General features: G+C 36.5%; 14 protein-coding genes and 1 riboswitch. Of the genes, 10 read left to right on the forward strand and 4 right to left on the reverse strand.

Going from position 1 to position 18,609, the window contains the following annotated elements:
* Positions 1 to 64: 64 nt before the first annotated feature.
* From J2Z60_RS00285 to J2Z60_RS00295, 3 genes are read left to right on the forward strand one after another with little or no spacing between them, the layout of a single operon-like run.
* Positions 65 to 676: a GTP pyrophosphokinase gene (locus J2Z60_RS00285; protein WP_209685192.1), complete on the forward strand. Its 612-nt coding sequence runs from the start codon at positions 65 to 67 to the stop codon at positions 674 to 676.
* A 1-nt stretch (position 677) separates the two neighbouring features.
* The gene (locus tag J2Z60_RS00290) at positions 678 to 1,346 is read left to right on the forward strand and encodes a response regulator transcription factor (protein WP_209685194.1); all 669 of its coding nucleotides are present in this window, start codon (positions 678 to 680) and stop codon (positions 1,344 to 1,346) included.
* Between the two features lie 8 nt (positions 1,347 to 1,354).
* On the forward strand, positions 1,355 to 2,629 hold the full coding sequence (locus J2Z60_RS00295) for a sensor histidine kinase (protein WP_209685196.1): 1,275 nt from the start codon (positions 1,355 to 1,357) through the stop codon (positions 2,627 to 2,629).
* Between the two features lie 116 nt (positions 2,630 to 2,745).
* Here the strand turns inward: J2Z60_RS00295 and J2Z60_RS00300 are convergent, their stop codons facing one another.
* Positions 2,746 to 5,130, reverse strand: coding sequence for a Xaa-Pro dipeptidyl-peptidase (locus J2Z60_RS00300; RefSeq protein ID WP_209685198.1), 2,385 nt, complete (start codon positions 5,128 to 5,130; stop codon positions 2,746 to 2,748).
* Between the two features lie 150 nt (positions 5,131 to 5,280).
* Here J2Z60_RS00300 and J2Z60_RS00305 point away from each other — a divergent pair, with 150 nt between their 5' ends.
* Positions 5,281 to 7,815 (forward strand): M1 family metallopeptidase, encoded by a 2,535-nt coding sequence (locus tag J2Z60_RS00305; protein WP_209685201.1) that lies wholly within the window; start codon positions 5,281 to 5,283, stop codon positions 7,813 to 7,815.
* Positions 7,816 to 7,897: 82 nt separating this feature from the next.
* Here J2Z60_RS00305 and J2Z60_RS00310 read toward each other — a convergent pair whose 3' ends face one another.
* The 3 genes from J2Z60_RS00310 to J2Z60_RS00320 all read right to left on the reverse strand — a co-directional run bounded on the left by J2Z60_RS00310 (position 7,898) and on the right by J2Z60_RS00320 (position 12,121).
* Positions 7,898 to 9,523, reverse strand: coding sequence for an APC family permease (locus J2Z60_RS00310; protein WP_209685823.1), 1,626 nt, complete (start codon positions 9,521 to 9,523; stop codon positions 7,898 to 7,900).
* A gap of 246 nt (positions 9,524 to 9,769) precedes the next feature.
* Positions 9,770 to 10,759, reverse strand: coding sequence for a diaminopimelate epimerase (dapF, locus tag J2Z60_RS00315; RefSeq protein WP_209685204.1), 990 nt, complete (start codon positions 10,757 to 10,759; stop codon positions 9,770 to 9,772).
* A gap of 3 nt (positions 10,760 to 10,762) precedes the next feature.
* On the reverse strand, positions 10,763 to 12,121 hold the full coding sequence (locus tag J2Z60_RS00320; RefSeq protein WP_209685207.1) for an aspartate kinase: 1,359 nt from the start codon (positions 12,119 to 12,121) through the stop codon (positions 10,763 to 10,765).
* 126 nt (positions 12,122 to 12,247) lie between these two features.
* A riboswitch (Lysine riboswitch) is annotated at positions 12,248 to 12,420 on the forward strand.
* 95 nt (positions 12,421 to 12,515) lie between these two features.
* Here J2Z60_RS00320 and lysA point away from each other — a divergent pair.
* From lysA to J2Z60_RS00350, 6 genes are read left to right on the forward strand one after another with little or no spacing between them, the layout of a single operon-like run.
* Positions 12,516 to 13,823, forward strand: coding sequence for a diaminopimelate decarboxylase (gene lysA, locus J2Z60_RS00325; protein ID WP_209685209.1), 1,308 nt, complete (start codon positions 12,516 to 12,518; stop codon positions 13,821 to 13,823).
* 16 nt (positions 13,824 to 13,839) lie between these two features.
* Positions 13,840 to 14,550, forward strand: coding sequence for a 2,3,4,5-tetrahydropyridine-2,6-dicarboxylate N-acetyltransferase (gene dapD, locus J2Z60_RS00330; RefSeq protein WP_209685212.1), 711 nt, complete (start codon positions 13,840 to 13,842; stop codon positions 14,548 to 14,550).
* A 2-nt stretch (positions 14,551 to 14,552) separates the two neighbouring features.
* Positions 14,553 to 15,704, forward strand: a complete 1,152-nt coding sequence (locus tag J2Z60_RS00335; protein WP_209685214.1) for an N-acetyldiaminopimelate deacetylase — start codon at positions 14,553 to 14,555, stop codon at positions 15,702 to 15,704.
* A gap of 2 nt (positions 15,705 to 15,706) precedes the next feature.
* Positions 15,707 to 16,636 carry a 4-hydroxy-tetrahydrodipicolinate synthase gene (gene dapA / locus J2Z60_RS00340; RefSeq protein WP_209685825.1) on the forward strand — a complete coding sequence of 310 codons (930 nt, stop codon included), beginning with the start codon at positions 15,707 to 15,709 and terminating at the stop codon, positions 16,634 to 16,636.
* The gene (gene dapB, locus J2Z60_RS00345; protein ID WP_209685216.1) at positions 16,629 to 17,408 is read left to right on the forward strand and encodes a 4-hydroxy-tetrahydrodipicolinate reductase; all 780 of its coding nucleotides are present in this window, start codon (positions 16,629 to 16,631) and stop codon (positions 17,406 to 17,408) included. Before dapA ends, dapB begins: the two co-directional genes overlap by 8 nt.
* A gap of 12 nt (positions 17,409 to 17,420) precedes the next feature.
* Entirely contained in the window at positions 17,421 to 18,608 is a 1,188-nt protein-coding gene (locus J2Z60_RS00350) for an aminotransferase class I/II-fold pyridoxal phosphate-dependent enzyme (protein WP_209685218.1), read from the forward strand.
* Position 18,609: the final 1 nt, after the last annotated feature.

Genomic DNA, 18,609 nt, shown 5'->3' on the forward strand with positions numbered 1-18,609 from the left:
TTAGTGGTTAATTATTCTGCTAACAATATTTTTTGCTATCATAAAATAAAGGAGTGATTAATATATGGATATATATGGTGGCTATCGCCCAACATTAGAGAATATTTTAGATCAGGTATTAAATCGCTTTAAAGAAGTGAATCAGCTTTATCAAGACCAAACAGGTGATCGACTGTATGAGCATTTAATTGGGCGGGTGAAGACAGAAGATAGTATGACTGAGAAGTGTCAACGCAAGAACTTGCCACTTAGTCCATATTCAGCACTTAAGAAGAATCGTGATAGTATTGGAATTCGAGTAGTATGCAATTTTATTGATGATATTTATACTTGGATTGACTTGATTGATAGTTGGACTAGTACAAAAATTATTACCAAAAAAGATTATATTACCAATGCTAAGCCTAATGGCTATCGATCATATCATTTGATCTTGGAAGAAACATTTCCTTATCAAGATATTGAGGGCAATAATCCTGGCAAGTACTATATTGAAGTCCAACTGCGAACAATTGCAATGGATACGTGGGCAAGTTTAGAACACGAAATGAAATATAAACACCAAATTAAGAATCCTGAAATGATGGGCAATGAATTAAAAAGAGTAGCTGATGAATTGGCATCTTGTGATGTTAGTATGCAGACGATTCGCAAGTTAATTAGAGAAGAGGACTAGTATGAAGATCTTAATAGCTGAAGATGAACCACAATTATCTAAAGTTTTAGTCGCAGCAATGACTCATGTGAACTATGATGTAGATGCGGTGTATAACGGTAAGGAAGCTGTTGAACTAGCAGGTAAGAATTCTTACGATATAATTATTTTAGACATTATGATGCCAGTAATGGATGGAATTACTGCTCTGAAGAAGATCCGAGCTAGTGGTGATAAGACATATATATTAATGCTAACTGCTAAAGCTGAAGTTGATGATCGTGTCACAGGGCTAGATAGCGGAGCAGATGATTATTTAACTAAGCCCTTTTCTTTAAAAGAATTGCTTGCAAGATTGCGTTCTAAAGAGCGACGTGAAGATGACTTTACCCCGACAGAATTGGAATTTGGTGACTTGAGTTTAAATACCGAAGAACAGGAATTAATTAGTCATAATTCTATCCGCTTAAATAATAAAGAAACGCAATTAATGAATTATTTAATGCTTAACAAGGATAAAAGTTTGTCTACTGAAGATATTTTTAACCATGTGTGGAAGAATGAAGATAATGTAAACTCAGATATTGTTTGGATCTATATTTCATATTTGAGGAGTAAGCTAGAATCTATTCAAAGCAAGGTGCAAATTATCGGTGAAAAGGGTGGTAGCTTCACTATCATAGATAGGTAGGTGAGAAGATGATTCAAAGGTTTCGCTGGAAATTTATCTATATTTCACTGGCTTCGCTGTTTATTGTAATGGTTGTCACTATGGGGACATTATTGTTTATTAATTATAATCAATCTCAAAGTGAAGTTAGCCGGGTGATGACAGCTTTAATAAAGAATGATGGTCATTTAACCCCACGTAATGCTCAACCAGCCTTTGGCAATCAGGATGACGCAATTAATCGTACGTTTTTGGCGGGAAGATATAACCCTGAGGCTGTATATCAGTATCGTTATTTTTCTGTAAAAGTTAATTCTAAACAAAAAATTCAAATTTTAAATGATGCTAATGTTTATCAAGTGACTAGCAAGCAAGTTAAACAGGTTAGTAAAAATATCCTTAAACTAAATAAGGTAGAAGGAAATGTCGTCATTGGTCAAAACCGCTACCGCTATCGTAAGAGTAAAACTAAGCTTGGAGATAATATCATTGTTTTCTTAAATGAATCATTGATATTTACAAGATTTTGGTTATTATTAAGAATTTCGGTTGCCTTATCAATTGTAGCTTTAATTATCTTTGCTTTGATATTAATTGGTGTATCGAGGAGAGCGATCAAGCCGATCGTTGTAACTTACAATAAGCAACGTGAATTTATTACTAATGCTGGACACGAATTAAAGACGCCATTAGCTATTATTTCTGCTAATACGGAGATGGAAGAGATGCTAGGCAATGACTCTGAATGGCTACAGAGTACTAAAGAGCAGACTGAAAGGCTAACAGAATTAATTAACCGCCTGATTGCTATGGCCCGAACTGGTGAAACGGGTGAAGTTGTTGTAGGCAAGGTTAACTTTTCTGAGATTGTGAAGCAGGATGGGCAAGACTTCAAATCCATTATGCAAAAAAACGGACTCCACTATGATGTAAAAGTTAGTTCGAATATTTTTGTAAAAGGAGAGGAGCATTCACTAAAGGAAGTAGTTAATATCTTATTTGATAATGCTTGTAAGTACTGCGATAAAGGTGGACAAGTTAGCGTATCGTTAACTCGAGGACGATTGGGTAAGCATGCTATCTTGAGAGTTAATAATACTTATGTTGATGGTAAGGGAAAGGATTATCAGCACTTCTTTGACCGCTTCTACCGTCAAGATGAGTCGCATAGTTCTAATAAGTCGGGTTTTGGGATTGGCTTAGCGATGGCTAGAGATATAGTTGAAGCCTTTCAAGGTAAGATTGGAGTCCATTGGAAAAATGGTATGATTAGTTTTGTTGTTAACTTGAAGATAGTAAAGTAATTATTGAGAACAAAAATAGATCAAGAACTTTGTACTGAGATCTAAAAGTGTCTAACTTTTGAGGATCATTGCATTCTTGATCTATTTTTATTTATGTGCTTAATTTATTATAAATTTTACATTTGGCTATACTTAATCTCTGATTGACTAAGATCAATAGTATAAGTTTCATCTTCTAATGGACGCTTAGTCATACCTTGGTCAGTTGAGTAAACAATTAAGGTCAGGTGAGAGCTAGCAGGTACTCGGTAGAATGTAGGCTGTAATTCAAACTCTAGATTATAGAATTCACCTGGCTTAATTTCTTTTGCATGCTTCATGTCAGCGTAGTTTTGGACATTCATATGTCCTTTTGTAATTAACTTGGCATTGGTTTCTATATCGTTAACAAATTCTTTCATAACTTCAGTACCAAAGCGGTAACCTAGTTCTTGAATTTGGTCATTGAAAGACTTAGGAATAGGGGTTAGACGCTTTCTCTTGCCAACTTCAACTAGAGCTACAGAGATTTGACCTTTAGGAAGGCTAGTACTTACACGTAACTTTACCTTAGGGCGACCTACGATGGTAATTGGATGAATAAATTCATCTGTTTCAAAGCGGAGCTGTTGGTTGAGCCATTTTTCTTCACCGGAAATAAACTGGTATTGCCAGCTGCTTTCAGAAATCTTAGCCTCTTTGAATACCTTACCACCTTGGTCGATGAATGAAACTTTACTGTTATCTGCACCGCCACTCTTTAAGAGAGAGCCTTCTTTATCAGGGTAGTAAGTAACTTCTTGACCAAGTGAGTTATTCCAAGTAGGTTCTTGGTGCCAAGTGTCAGGGTAGAGGTTATCTTGAATCATGACATCATCCCATTGCTTATAGGCATTATTATCAACATTAAGTAATTCGTGGCAGAACCATAAATTCATAAGGTCTGAGAAGTCGATTGAGAGTAGGTTGTTCATATTGTAGTGAGGTCCTTGATGGAGGAAGAGCTTGTGAGCAATTGGAAGTTTAGCAACTTTTTGCCAAAGTTTATAAACATTTTTAGGTTTTACATTCCAATCATTTAAGCCGTGAACAGATATCCACGAGCATTTAATGCCATTAGTATGGTGACGATAATTGCGTGCTTCCCAGAAGTCGGAATATTGACCAGTTTCACGGTCAGATTTTTTGAGCAGGCGTTTTTGCATGGCGTCGAATTTAGCCTTAACCTTTACGTAATCACCAGCATCCCATAAGTTGGATTGACAGGTTTCGGCTAACATATCTAGATCCTCACCTTGGCATGCTTCTGGAGCAATAACTAATCCATGTTCACGATAGTAGTCATACCAAGAGGAGATAGCAGCTTCTGAAACGACAGTCTTTAAGCCAGCTACACCGGTTGTAGCAATTGCTATTTGTAATGTGCCAAGATAAGAGCGCCCAGTCATACCGATATTGCCATTGCACCAAGAGGCCTTGGTTTCATGCTGGCGAGTTCTGTCAGTATAGGCAATGCGGTCGCCATGTAGCCATTCGATAATTTCTTTAGCAGATTCGGTTTCTTCTGGTGCACCTGTAATTCTCAAACCATCACTACCGCGGGTGCCAATTGCACCAGCATAAACGTTAGCGAACCCTCTAGCAAGTAAATATTCATTTAGAGAATATGCTGCCTTATGCACCGCTTCTTCGCTTGCAGCAATATCTTCGCTAGATGGCTTGGCTGCCTTAACCTTAGGCATTGCTTCATACTTAGGATAAGTACTATTAGTTGCATCTTCTAAGTTTACATCAACATTGTGGTTACGTTGGGCATTATCAATGATCCCGCCAAAGTATGGATCAGCGGTATATAGAGCAGGAATAGGGAAGTTATTTGATTGATATGGTCTAAATACTGTTACTTGAAGCAAGTCAGCTTGACCGTCTTCATCAGTGTCTAAGTCGCTTTCAACGTAGACTACTTCGCGAATTACCTTGCTCATATCAAAAACTGGGAGCGATTTACCATTAAAGAACATGTGCTTGTTATTACCATAAAATTGGGTAAAGTAGCCACGCCCGGCTAAATTATCAATTAAAGTTTGACCGTTCTTAGCACGAGTATTAAGCAAGCGATAAAAGGCAGTTATTAAATCACTTTTATCAACTATGTCGTGATCGGCATAAGGTAATCCATTACGATTCATACGGTCAGTAGGGGCTTTTAAATCATAATCGTATCCCACATGATAACCTAATAATTGTAAGGCTACGTTGTAGAAAGCATCCCTACGTATTTTTTCAGGATTTTGAGCTATAAAGCTAGCCAAGGTTTGTTTATCGCTTACTGCGAATTCTGCTAGTTTAGCTTTTTTTGCTTCATAATTCTTAGCCTCGGCAAGGGAGTTTTCTACTAAAGTTGCCAATAATTCAGAAAAGGTAACTTCTTGCCAATCCGTAGGTAAGAAGTTAATTTCTTCTAATTCCTTAACTTGTTTATCGAAATCTGTTTTAATATAACCATATTGATTGTATTTCATTTTGAATCAATTCTCCTTTATCTAGGTCTACCTAGTTAGATTTTACTAGTTTTTTGATTAAAAAAGAAGAAAGGAAAATTCTAAAACTAGTAAGTAAAAGTTTAAAAGCTTATAATTAGTAGTTAAGATAAGAAAATTGGAGGAAACACAATGGCAGAAGTAAAACGTTTTTACGAAACTTTTCATCCTGAACACTATGATGTCTATTTAGACATTAGTCGTGCTGAGAAAAAATTCTCTGGTAAGGTTACCGTAGTTGGTGATGCACAAGAAGAATTGGTTAAATTAAACCAAAAATTCTTGAAAATTACTAACGTTAAAGTTGACGGGTCAGAAGTTAAATATGACTTCAATGACAAAGATGAAGTTATCAACATCGAAGCTGGTAAGGCCGGTAGTATCAAGTTGACCGTTGAATTTAACGGTCAGCTTACAGATTCAATGATGGGAATTTATCCATCATACTACAAGATCAATGGTGAAACTAAGCAATTAGTAGGTACTCAATTTGAAACTACATTTGCTCGGCAAGCATTTCCATGTGTGGATGAGCCTGAAGCCAAGGCAACATTTAGTTTAGCGATCAAGTATGATGAACAACCAGGTGAAACAATTATTTCTAACCAACCAGAAGAAAAGGTTGAAGATGGCGTTCACTACTTCAAAGAAACAGTTAGAATGTCTAGTTATTTAGTAGCTTTTGTCCTTGGTGATATGCAAAAGAAGCTTACTAAGACTAAGTCTGGTGTTGAAATTGGCATCTTTGCTACTAAGGCTCACAAGGCTAAGGAGTTAGACTTTGCTTTAGATATTGCTAAACGTGCAATTGAATTCTATGAAGACTACTACGAAACCCCATACCCACTAGAGCATTCATACCAAGTTGCATTACCAGACTTCTCTGCAGGTGCAATGGAGAACTGGGGATGTGTAACTTATCGTGAAGCATATTTACTTCTTGATCCAGATAATACTTCACTTGATATGAAGCAAGTAGTTGCGACTGTAATTACACATGAATTAGCTCACCAATGGTTCGGTGACTTAGTAACTATGAAGTGGTGGGATAACTTATGGCTTAATGAGAGTTTTGCCAATATGATGGAATATGTTGCAGTTGATGCATTAGAGCCTGATTGGAAGATTTGGGAAGCATTTCAGACCTCTGAAGTTCCTGCTGCCTTGCGTAGGGATGCTACTGATGGGGTACAATCTGTTCACGTAATGGTTAATGATCCAGCTGAGATTGATGCCTTATTTGATTCGGCTATTGTTTATGCTAAGGGTTCTAGAATGTTAGTTATGGTTAGAGCATTATTGGGTGATACTGCCTTGCGTGAGGGCTTGAAGAATTACTTTGCTGCTCATAAGTATAGCAACGCTACTGGTGATGACTTATGGAAGGCTTTAGGGGATGCAAGCGGCCTTGATATTGGTTCGATCATGCATTCATGGTTGGAACAACCTGGTTACCCTGTAGTTAATGCAAGTGTCAAGGATGGCAAGTTAACCTTATCTCAAAAGCAGTTCTTTATCGGTGAAGGTAAGGAAGTTGGCAGAAAGTGGCAAATCCCATTGAATGCTAACTATTCGATAGCTCCTCAAATTATGAAAGATAGAGAAGTTGTTCTAGGAGATTACGCTCAATTGCGCCAAGAAAATAGTTCAGCATTTAGACTAAATGTTGGTAATAATTCTGACTTTATTGTCAAATATGATAAAAAACTATTAGATGACATCTTGGCTGATGTTGATTCTTTAGCCCCAGTTGATAAATTACAATTACTACAAGACTTTAGGTTGTTAGCACAAGCAGGACAAATGTCATATGCAGATATTGTGCCACTACTTCCTAAGTTCGCAGATTCAACTTCGCCAATTGTTAATAATGCGCTTTACATGATTGCTAGTGCTTTACGTAACTTTGTTGAACCAGAATCTGATGAAGAAATGCAATTACGTAAGCTTTATGACATGCTTTCAAAAAAGCAAGTTGCACGTTTAGGCTTCTTAGCTAAGAAGGATGAGTCAAATGATGATAATTTAACTCGTCCATATGTATTAAGTGCCTCTCTTTATGCTCAGAATTCTAATACGATTGATAAGTTACACAGTCTTTACGAAGATAATAAAGACAATTTAGAAAGTTTATCAGCAGATATTCGTGGAGTTGTCTTAGAAAACGAAGTGAGAAACTTTGGCAATATGGGCTTACATGATAAGTTAATGCATGATTATGTAACTACTAGCGATCCAAGCTATAAGCAAGATCTTCGTGCTGCCATAACTTATACTAAGCAACCAGACTTAATTGATGCGATTGTTGATAAGTTTGAGGACTCACAAGTTATTAAGCCACAAGATTTACGTTCTTGGTATCGTGGCGTTCTAGCTAATAATTATGGTCAAGAGCAGGCTTGGAATTGGATTAGAGCTGAATGGTCATGGCTTCAAGATACTGTAGGTGGTGACATGGAGTTTGCAACATTTGTTACTGTAACTGCAAATATCTTCCATACTAAAGAGAGATTAGAACAGTTTAAAGAATTCTTTGAGCCTAAGATTAATACTCCAGGCTTAACTAGAGAGATTAAGATGGATATTAGAGTAATTGAAGCTAAAGCTAACTTAGTTGAAAAAGAGCAAGCCAGTGTTATTGCTGCCATCAACAAGGTTGTTAACTAATTAAAAATTTGCATTGCAAAAAATAAAAAAGATCGAGAATTTCATTTTAGAAATCTCGATCTTTTTTATAAGCTAATAAATATTAATCTTTAGTATTTACTAAGCCTGGCTTTCTATGACCAACTGCCCAGACAATAAGTAAGGCAATAATACCTTCAATAGCAATATATAGACCGCGAAGAGCAATCTTAGTGCCACCTAAGTATACACCGAAGGTGATGGCAGCAAGAATTAATACAATCATGATAATCCATTGACGCTTATCAAAGGCAATACCATATTGTTCTTCACGCTTTCTAATTCCAGGCAAAATTGCACCTAATCCAATCAAGACAATGACAGCAACGATATTGATGATCAACTCATACCACCAAGTTGCTGAACCTTGAGCAACGTCTTGTGGGGTAATACCCATGATAGTAGCTACTGCAGTAACTACTAATAAGAATAAGCCCACGCCCCAGGCAAGTTTGTTATTTTTAATGAAAACATATTGCGAAGGGAATTTGTCTGGATTCTTTCTGATTCGCATAAATGAATAGAAAATCCAACAAGTAACTCCTGGAGAAACGATTCCGTTCAAGTTAAGTAACCAGTTAAAGATGTCATTCATATCAGGTAAAAAAATACCCAAAATCATAATAAATGAAGACAGAGCAACTGTTAAGATATAGCCATTAACTGGTAATCCATTCTTGTCTTTTTTGCGTAAGAACTTAGGCATGTAGCGATCTCCGGTATCAGAGATTAACATTCTAGTCATTGCGTCTAATAGAACCGCTAATAAAGCACAGTTAAAGAAAACTGATGTCCAAGCCCAGAAGTATAATAGTCCCTTACCGATGCCATATTGTTGTCCAATCATGTCAAAGACATAGTAGGCACCGTTCATCTTCAAGTCGTTAGGAATATGGTAGGCATTGAAATAAATTCCAAGTGAAAATGATCCTAAAATGGTTAAAAATCCAGTAGTAACTGCTAAAGCAACCATTGCCTTGGGGAAGTCAAATTGTGGCTTCTTCATCTTAGTAACATAAGGTGCAACTAATTCTGAACCGTTCATGGCATAAATTAACATTGCAATAGTTGAGAAATAGTGCCAGTCAAATTTAGGCATGAAAGTCTGCATATTAATTGGTTGAGTTGCCATCTGACCGCCAGACTTGATCAAGCCAATAAAGCCTAAACCAACTAACATAATGATCATAATTACCATCATACCGCCACCAATGGTAGATAGAACTTCCATTGAATGTGAGAAGTGGTGTTCTACAACGATAAAGATAATAAAGATTACGAAAGTCATTAATGCAAATTGTGCATTCGAAATCTTGTCTTGAAATTTTTCTGATCCAGTTAGCGCCCATCCTAAGTCAACGATAATCTCGTTACCAGAGTCAACGGCATAAGGGATGGAAGCAGCCCAGTAAGTCCAAGCAGTGAAGTAGCCTAAGAATTCACCATCAGTTCCTCGAACCCAACTAGAAAGGCCACCACCTTCTTTATTAAAGACACTACCAAGCTGTCCGACCATTAATGAATACGGAATAACATAAAAAATTAACATTACAATCCAAGAAAAGATTACTGTCATTCCTTGATTTTGGAAGTTGTACATGATGTCATCAATACCGATAACTGTACATAGAGCCATTAAGAACAAGGTCTGCCAAGTAATATATTTCTTATTAGGATTTAGATCTTCTATTTTGTCCACGATATAACATCCTTTACTAGTATTATTAATTTGCTTTACTAGTAAAAATTGTCGGAGATTTGTTTTTTAATTTTACATTCAATTAAATTTTTCCTCTCAAATAGGTTAACGTTTTTATTGTACAAATTAATAAGAATATTTGCTAGATAAGAAAGCGATTACGATTTAAAAATATAAAAAATAGTTATTTTTTGCATGTTAAAAGAGAGCCTAATAGAGAGGCTCTCTTTATAAAAATTATAAGTTATTGTAATTGGGCAATTCACTAACAAATTTTTCGTAATTATTTTGTTCACCAGTTGACTCGACTTTTATTTTAGAGAAGTCTAAATTGTGCAAGTCACTTTCATCTATTTCAATTTTGTCGGTAAAGGTCGCATTGCCAATTAAATCCATCCAATATTGTTGATGATCGTAATGAACCGTAACTTTAACCATGCCACCAGGATTATAAACTTCAATAGGCGTGCCTAATTCACCCATTTCAGGATGGGTAAGGCATAGGGCAAGGGAAGTAGCTGACATTCCAGTTCCACATGCGTTAGTGAAGCCAACTCCACGTTCAAACGTTCTGACAAAGAGTCTGTTTTTGTCAATAATCTGAGCCAAATTAACATTGACTCCATCATAATAATAGGGATTATCAGAGTTGAGCGCTTTTCCAATTGCACCTAAAATATCGCTCGTAACTACTTCATGGTTAACAAAGCTAATTAAGTGCGGATTAGGTACTGCAATTGATGTGAATTTTAAGCCAGGATATAGTTCAGGTATAAACTGGTCAATAATTCTTTGATGACCTAAATTGGCAAAAGGAATATCTTTTTGATCAAATTTAACTGGCGAAATCTCTACGGCAAAGGAAGGTACACCTTTAGCAAGGTCAGCTTGCTTGCTGACATGAAGGTTAGCATTAAGAGTTTCAACTTCAAATTCATCTTGATTGTATTTTTCAGAGAGGTAACGTGCTACCGTGCGTAAGCCATTACCACACATTGAAGCTTCACTACCATCGGCATTAATGACTCTCATTTGCCCTAGCGCATTAGGCTGCTTAGAATTATTGACTACTAAGACCCCATCACTTCCATTGAGAATACCAGTAGTAGGGGAGGTAATCTTTTTAGCTAAGACTACTAATTCTTCATCAGTTAGTTGATTTTGTAACTTGGTCTGATCAAGAATGAAGAATTGATTTTGAGATCCGTGAACTTTTAATAATTGCATAGGCTACTCCTTAAAAAATTGTTGATAAATCTGTTTAACAGCTTGGTCAGCATCTTCTTTTTTGGTGCCGATCATAATAGAAATTTGGGATGCTCCTTGGTTTATCATACGAGGATAGATATTACTTTTAGCCAGGCAGTTAATCATTTCGCTATTGACATTATGATGTAACTTCATCCCTTCACCGACAACCATGATAATTGCATAATCTTCGATCCATTCAAGCTGGTCAGGGTTAACGGTTGATTGAATCTCGTCACAAATAATATCAATTAATTGGTCATTTAGATAATCTCTATTAAAAATAATAGTGATATCGTCAATCCCTGAAGGCATGTGTTCATAAGAAACATTGTGCTTAGAAAGAATCTGCAGGATCTTTAGGGTAAATCCGGCTTCTTTATTAAGTAAATACTTGTGTAAGTATAGTGCTGAAAAGTTTTTCTGACTAGTAACTCCAGTAATCATATGATTAGGGACGAAGTCTTTTTCAGGAAGGATCATTGTACCTGGGTTTTGTGGATCGTTGGTATTTTTAACGTTAATTTTGATTCCGCCTTGGATTGCTGGAATTAAGGCTTCATCATGAAAGACAGAGAAGCCTGCATAAGAAAGTTCTCGCATTTCTCGGTAAGTCATAGTCTTGATTGATTGGGGATGTGAAATAATATTAGGATTTGCTGCAAAAATACCATTCACATCAGTAAAGTTTTCGTATAAGTCAGCGTGTAAGCCTCTTGCCAAAATTGCCCCAGTAATATCAGAGCCGCCTCTAGAGAATGTAGCGATATTTCCTGATGGTGTAATACCAAAGAATCCTGGGAAAATGATTTTTTCATCGGGACTAATCTTTATTTTATCGAGGGTAATATAAGTTTCAGGACTAACAGCTGCATCGTTGGGTTGACCGGTGACTGTCAGGTTAACATCCGCAGGGTCGAGATAGCGCGCTTTAATATCTTGATGCCTTAGAATCATGGCAATTAGTCGGGCGTTTAATCGTTCACCATGAGCCTTAAAGTTAGCTAGTAAGTAATCATTAGTAGGATATTCTTGAGTAGCTAAATTAAATAAGATTTTTCTAATGTCATTTAATTCATTATCTTTTAATTTGAAGTAATGACCTATCTCTTCATAACGAGAAAAGATTGCGTTTTGTATTTGTTCAGTATTTTTATGTTCAAGTGTGGTCTTTGCATATTTGATTAAAAGATCAGTTACCTTGATGTCACCATCATATCGTTTGCCGGGTGCAGATACAACCACAACTTGACGTGATTGATCTGCTAAAATTATATCCAGTGCATGTTGGACATTTTCACCGGTAGCTAAGGAACTACCACCAAACTTTACAATCTTCACTATAGATCCTTCTTTCTGAGGAGAATTATTTTAATTGAATTCTAACATAGATTTTTAAAACTGCAATAAAAATTAAAAAAGATAAAAATACTGTTGACTAATTTTTAATATGAATATAAAATGAATTCAAATCGAAGAGGTGCAGCCGACAAGATTAACAATTAATGGTCTGGCAAGGCAATGATTAATTGTGAAAGGGGAAGTTGCCGAAGTGTAAGTAACGCCAACTACTTATGCTGGGTCGCAGTTTAAGAAATTGCGGACTGTCGCGAGACAATCGCGGAGCGCTATCGATCATAAGATTAAGATGAATTAATCCATTGTTTGTGATGCGCTACAAGCAATGGATTTTTTTCTTAGCGCTTCTCCTCAAAAGAAGTCAAAGGAGCATACAATGAATTCACAGATTATACCTAACCTAGTTAATGATAAAGGACATTTGATGATTGCTAATCTTGATACTCTTGAATTAGCTAAAGAGTTTGGTACGCCTTTAGTTGTTTATGATGTTGAACGAATTAGAAATCAAATTAGATCTTTTAAGAAAGTCTTTGAAGAGGAAAAGGTAAACTACGCTGTAAGTTATGCAAGTAAAGCATTTTCTACGATTGCAATGTATCAAGTCTGCAATCAAGAAGGCGCATATACGGATGTAGTATCTGCTGGTGAGTTATATACTGCGCTTCAAGCAGGGTTTCCAATGGAACGAGTAAGCTTTCATGGAAATAATAAGTCAAGACAAGAACTTGAAATGGCAGTAGATCACCATGTAGGTAAGATAATGGTTGATAACTTTTATGAAATTGAGTTATTAAGTCAAATACTAGAGCAAAAAGATTCTCATATTGATGTAATGCTTAGAATTACACCAGGAATTTCAGCTCATACTCATGAATATGATCAGACTGGTCAAGTCGATAGTAAGTTTGGCTTTGACTTAGAATCAGGACAAGCAGATCAAGCTTTGAAAGAAGTTCTAGCTAATCCAAGAATGAATATGCTAGGGTTACATGCACATATTGGCTCACAAATCTTTGAATTAAATGGCTTCCAAATGGCGGCTAAGAAGTTGATGGAAGTTGCTGCTCACTGGCGGGATAAATTTAACTACGAAAGTAGAGTTATCAATGTTGGTGGTGGTTTTGGCATTAGGTATGTAGCAAGTGACCAACCGTTGAAGGCCGAGGACTTTGTTAGAACAATCATTCAAACTATCAAGCAAGAAAGTCAAAAATATAATTTATCACTCCCCAAAATTGAGATCGAACCGGGACGATCTATTGCTGGCCCTGCAGGTTACAACTTATATACTATTGGCAGTCGTAAAGAAGTAAAGGGACTTAAGCCGTATATTACAGTCGATGGCGGAATGGGGGATAATATTCGTCCAGCCTTGTACCAAGCGGAATACGAAGCAGTGCTAGCTAAAGATCCACAAGCTCAAAGTATAGAAACTGTTAGAATTGCAGGCAAGTATTGTGAATCAGGGGATATCTTGATCTCTGATCAAGCACTGCCTAAGAGTGAACCAGGAGATATCTTAGTGATGCTTGATACTGGGGCTTATGGCTATTCAATGGCTTCTAATTATAACAGAAATCCTCGCCCAGCCGTTGTTTTTTGTGAAAATGGTCAAGCTAAATTAGTAGTAGAGCGTGAAAGTTTAACAGATTTAGTTCACCTAGATCGTTCATACTTATAAGGAAGGAAAAAGAAAAATGGCACAATTAGATGCAAAAGAAATTATTAGCTATATTGGTAATGCTCCTAAAAAGACACCAGTGAAAGTCTTTATTAAGGGAAATTTAAATAAGATAGACTTTCCCAAAAAAATTCAAAACTTTACTGAAAATAATTCTGGTGTAATTTTTGGGGATTGGAGCATTGTAAAGTTATTTTTAGATGAAAATCGTGATTTAATAAGTGACTATCATGTTGAGAATAATGCCCGCAATTCTGCAGTTCCGATGCTTGATTTAAAGAAGATAGATGCTCGGATTGAACCAGGAGCTTTAATTAGGGATCAAGTGATAATCGGCAAGAATGCAGTGATTATGATGGGTGCAATCATCAATATTGGTGCTGAAATTGGTGAAGGTACAATGATTGACATGGGAGCTGTCTTAGGCGGACGTGCTATTGTTGGTAAAAACTGTCATATTGGTGCTGGAACTGTACTTGCTGGTGTAATTGAACCTGCTAGTGCAGAACCTGTAAGAGTCGACGATAATGTTTTAATTGGTGCTAATGCAGTGGTAATTGAAGGTGTTCATATTGGGCAAGGAGCAGTAGTAGCTGCTGGAGCTATTGTGACACATGATGTTGAACCTAATACTGTAGTAGCCGGTGTACCAGCTAAGTTTGTCAAAAATGTTGACGAAAAGACCTCAAGCAAGACTGGCTTAGAAGATGATTTAAGAAAGATATAATTATGACAGTTTTAAGTGAATCAGAATTAATTCAAATTCGACGTCATTTACATCAAATACCCGAACTAGCTCTACATGAATTTCAGACGCATGATTATTTAATAGAAGAAATAAAAAAGTTTCGACAAGATTATTTAGAAATACAAGTACCTCAAGCTTTACCAACTGCAATTATGGTATTAGTTCATGGGAGCAATCCTCAAAGAACAATTGGTTATCGGGCAGACATTGATGCCCTGCCTGTTGAAGAAAAAACAGGTTTACAATATAGTTCTCAAAATTTGGGGATAATGCATGCTTGTGGTCATGACATTCATATGACGGTTGCTTTAGGCTTGTTAAGTTATTTTAGTGAATATCAACCAATAGATAATTTGATGTTCTTCTTTCAACCAGCAGAAGAAAGTGAGAGCGGTGGCAAAAAAGCTTATGAATTGGGCATCTTTTCAGAAAAGTGGCGTCCAGATGAGTTCTATGGACTTCATGATAATCCAGCTTTACCGGCTGGGAGTATTGGTTGCAGAATGGGAACATTATTTGCTGGAACTACAGAAGTAAATATCGACTTAATAGGCAAGAGTGGACATGCTGCTTTTCCTCAAAATGCTAATGACACTGTAGTAGCAATGTCAAGCTTAATTATGCAGATACAGACAATTATTTCTCGTAGTATTGACCCAATTAAGAGTGGTGTTATCACACTTGGTAAGGTTGAAGCAGGTACGATTAGAAATGTAATTGCTGGTCATACCCGGATCGAAGGAACAATTCGTGGTTTAAGTCAAAAAATGATTTTAGAAATTGATCAACGTTTAAGAGATATTTGTGCCGGGATTGCTCGTAGCTATAATATGGAAGTTAATTTAGACTTAAATCAAGGTGGTTATTGGCCAGTTGAAAATAATCCTAAACTGACCGAAATATTTATTTCTTATATGAAGAAAAATCCAAATGTTGAGTTTATTGAAACTGAACCAGCAATGACAGGTGAAGATTTTGGTTATTTATTGGCTAAATTTCCAGGGACAATGTTTTGGTTAGGGGTTAATGATGATTCACAGCTCCATTCGGCAACTTTTACACCAGATGAGAGTAGTATTTTTAGGGGAATTGAAGCAATTAAGGACTTTTTAAATTATAGAATGAAGGCGTAATGATGATAACTTTGAAGCAGGCAGACCTCTTAACTGCAATTGTCACTCCATTTAATGAAAAAAATAAAATAGACTTTGCAAGTTTAACAAAGCTGACTAATCACTTAATTGAAATGGGGTCGAATGGATTCGTAATTGGTGGGACAACTGGTGAAACTCCTACACTTACTCATGATGAAAAGATTGAACTTTATCGCAAATTTGGTCAAATCGTTGCTGGACGTGTACCAGTAATTGCAGGCACTGGATCCAATAATACAGCTGAAACTATTGCTTTTACTAACGAAGTAGCTAAGATACCGGGAATTGATTGTGCCTTAGTTGTAGTGCCACCTTACAATAAGCCTAATCAAAGAAGTATGATTGCCCATTTTACAGAGATTAGTCAAAAAGCTTCCTTACCAATTATTATTTATAATATCCCTGGTCGAACGGGAGTTAAGATGACCCAAGAAACTATTGTTGAATTGGCCAAATTGCCAAATATTGTCGGCATTAAGCAGTGTGCTTCATTAGAGGAACTAGAGTATGTAGTAGACCATACTGATGACTTTCAAGTCTTTACCGGTGAAGATGCCCAGGCTCTATCTGCAAGAGTATTGGGAGCAAGTGGAGTAATTTCAGTTGCTTCTCATAGTTATGCTAAACAAATGCGGGCGATGTATGATTCACTTTATGCTGGTAATTGGCAAAAGGCTGGTGCAATTCAGCGTTGGCTAACTCCGAGAATGGATGCCTTGTTCATGTATCCTTCACCATCGCCTATTAAGGCATTACTTACTGCTCAGGGATTTTCAATGGGCGGATGCCGTTTGCCTTTAGTTGCGCTAAATAAAGAAGAAAAAATTAATCTTGCCCAAAATTTGGGCCTAGCTAAAGATGCCTTATTTGGTGAGTTGCCTTTAGATTTAGGAGGGGATATTAATGACTAAAAAAGTTTTGATTGCTGGCTTTACTGGTGCAATGGGTCAAAAAGTAATTAAATTAGTCAACAGTTTAGATGATTTTGAAATAGTTGGTGGTCTATCTCCAGAAATAAAATATGAACCTAAAGAATATGGTCTAAGTAATGAAGTTAAACTCTTTAATCAAAGAGATGCAATACCGGATCAGTTCGCGGATATTTGGATTGATTTTACTACTCCAAGTGCAGTTTATGAGAATGTTAAGTATGCCTTGACTCATCACATTGCACCAATTGTTGGGACGACAGGATTAACCGATAGGCAAGAAGATGAATTAAGCCTTATTTCTAAAAAAGAAAAAATTGGTGGTTTAATTGCACCTAACTTTGGTATGTCGGCAGTATTGTTGATGAAGTTCGCTAAAGAAGCGGCTAAATATTTTCCTGATGTTGAAATTATCGAAATGCATCATGCCGATAAAAAAGATGCCCCTTCAGGTACAGCATTAGCAACAGCTAAAATGATTGCCCAAAATCGTCCACCTCATCAAAGCGCACCCGATGAAGTAGAAACTTTGAGTAATGTTCGCGGAGGTGACTATCAAGGTATTAAGATACATTCTATTCGCTTGCCAGGATACGTTGCCCATGAGCAAGTTATGTTCGGTGGGACAGGAGAAGCATTAACTCTTAGACAAGATTCATTTGATCGGCAAAGTTTTATGAATGGTGTCAAAGTTGCCCTAGAAAAAATTGATACGTTACATGAATTAGTTATAGGATTAGAAAATATCCTTTAGATAGGAGAAGTTATGCCAGAATTAGCACATGGTCTTGAAGATTCATTAAGTAAGAAAGTTAGCAGTATTGATGCTTCAGGAATTAGAAGTTTTGATGATGAAATATCTAGTATAGATGGGATTATTAAGTTAACTCTTGGTGAACCCGATATGAATACTCCAGAGCACGTTAAACAAGCTGCAATAAGAAGTATTCACGAAAATGACTCACATTACAGTCCTAATCCGGGTAAGCTTGAATTGCGTCAAGCTGTATCTAAATATCTAAAAAATAAAATTGGTATTGAATATGACCCAGAATCTGAAATAGCAATTACAGTTGGCGCTACAGAGGCAATTATTGATGCATTAAGTGGAATCTCTAATCCGGGAGATAAAATTATTATTCCAACTCCAGTATTTTCACTTTATTGGCCAGTAGCTGCCTTAGCTGATGCAGAGTCTATCTTAGTTGATACTTCACAGGATAATTTTATTTTGACAGCTAAACATTTGGAAGAAGTAATCCAAAAAGAAGGTCCAAGTGTTAAAGCTTTAGTCTTAAATTATCCTACTAATCCAACTGGAGTGGAGTATTCTAAAGAAGAAATTGTAGCTTTAGCTAAGGTGATTGAAAAGTATAACTTATTCGTTATTACTGATGAGATTTATAGTGACTTGATCTATGGTGTTAAGCATTATTCAATTGCTAGTCTTATCCCAGAGAGAACAATTTATATCTCAGGCTTGTCTAAATCTCATGCAATGACCGGCTACCGTCTAGGTTATATAGTCGGACCTAAACAAGCTATGCAGCAAATTGGAAAAGTCCATGCCTTTACTGTAACTTGTGTTAATGATGCTTCACAAGTAGCTGCAATCGAAGCTTTAACTAACGGCTTAGATGATACTGAAGAATTTAGAAAGATTTATGCCAGAAGGCGTGAATTTGTTTATCAAGCTCTTCAAGATATGGGCTTAGAAACCATTAAGCCGCAAGGTGCTTTCTATATCTTTATCAAAGTTCCAGATAGATATGGTAAGGATGACCTACAATTTGCTTTAGATCTAGCTAAAAAGGCTCGCGTCGGGATTATTCCGGGTTATGTATTTGGTCCTGGTGGAGAAGGATATGTACGTTTATCATATGCCGCTTCTGATGAAAAATTACATGAAGCGATGAAGAGAATGAAAGAATTTTTGGATGAGGAAGTTAACTAAA

This window comes from Lactobacillus colini (assembly GCF_017874575.1).
GTDB lineage: Bacteria > Bacillota > Bacilli > Lactobacillales > Lactobacillaceae > Lactobacillus > Lactobacillus colini.

What these genes read in the sequence shown, in the direction of transcription:
- J2Z60_RS00295 (WP_209685196.1), top strand. Translation starts at nt 1,355, where the DNA reads ATGATTCAAAGGTTTCGCTGGAAATTTATCTATATTTCACTGGCTTCG.
- J2Z60_RS00335 (WP_209685214.1), top strand. Translation starts at nt 14,553, where the DNA reads ATGACAGTTTTAAGTGAATCAGAATTAATTCAAATTCGACGTCATTTA.
- dapF (WP_209685204.1), bottom strand. Translation starts at nt 10,759, where the DNA reads ATGCAATTATTAAAAGTTCACGGATCTCAAAATCAATTCTTCATTCTT.
- J2Z60_RS00350 (WP_209685218.1), top strand. Translation starts at nt 17,421, where the DNA reads ATGCCAGAATTAGCACATGGTCTTGAAGATTCATTAAGTAAGAAAGTT.
- J2Z60_RS00285 (WP_209685192.1), top strand. Translation starts at nt 65, where the DNA reads ATGGATATATATGGTGGCTATCGCCCAACATTAGAGAATATTTTAGAT.
- lysA (WP_209685209.1), top strand. Translation starts at nt 12,516, where the DNA reads ATGAATTCACAGATTATACCTAACCTAGTTAATGATAAAGGACATTTG.
- J2Z60_RS00300 (WP_209685198.1), bottom strand. Translation starts at nt 5,130, where the DNA reads ATGAAATACAATCAATATGGTTATATTAAAACAGATTTCGATAAACAA.
- dapA (WP_209685825.1), top strand. Translation starts at nt 15,707, where the DNA reads ATGATAACTTTGAAGCAGGCAGACCTCTTAACTGCAATTGTCACTCCA.
- dapD (WP_209685212.1), top strand. Translation starts at nt 13,840, where the DNA reads ATGGCACAATTAGATGCAAAAGAAATTATTAGCTATATTGGTAATGCT.
- dapB (WP_209685216.1), top strand. Translation starts at nt 16,629, where the DNA reads ATGACTAAAAAAGTTTTGATTGCTGGCTTTACTGGTGCAATGGGTCAA.
- J2Z60_RS00305 (WP_209685201.1), top strand. Translation starts at nt 5,281, where the DNA reads ATGGCAGAAGTAAAACGTTTTTACGAAACTTTTCATCCTGAACACTAT.
- J2Z60_RS00290 (WP_209685194.1), top strand. Translation starts at nt 678, where the DNA reads ATGAAGATCTTAATAGCTGAAGATGAACCACAATTATCTAAAGTTTTA.